Annotated in this window: 1 protein-coding gene; it reads left to right on the top strand. The window is 56.1% G+C overall.

What is annotated here, in order from left to right:
- Positions 1 to 41 precede the first annotated feature (41 nt).
- Positions 42 to 214, top strand: a 173-nt coding sequence (tnpB, locus tag WLY71_RS31175) for an IS66 family insertion sequence element accessory protein TnpB (RefSeq protein WP_347806625.1), incomplete at its 3' end; no start/stop codon positions are given.

Here is a 214-nt window from a genome sequence, read left to right as displayed (position 1 = left end):
TGTAAGCGCTCCATGAAGCCCACATTCCAAGCCGAAACCTGATGTCCGATGCTGTGCTCCCGATTTCTTTCTGGAGCCAGTCCGTCATGATGCGTCCCGACGCCAAAGTCGAAAAAGTGTACCTATACCCCAAGCCCGTGGACTTCCGAAAATCCATCGACGGCCTCGCGGCCCTGGTCGAGCTGGATATCAAGGTAGCGGTATTCGACCCCGT

The organism is Pseudomonas rossensis (genome assembly GCF_039888995.1).
Lineage (GTDB): Bacteria > Pseudomonadota > Gammaproteobacteria > Pseudomonadales > Pseudomonadaceae > Aquipseudomonas > Aquipseudomonas rossensis.
Note: the sequence above shows the minus strand (reverse complement) of the source record. Positions and strands in the feature narration are given on the sequence as shown.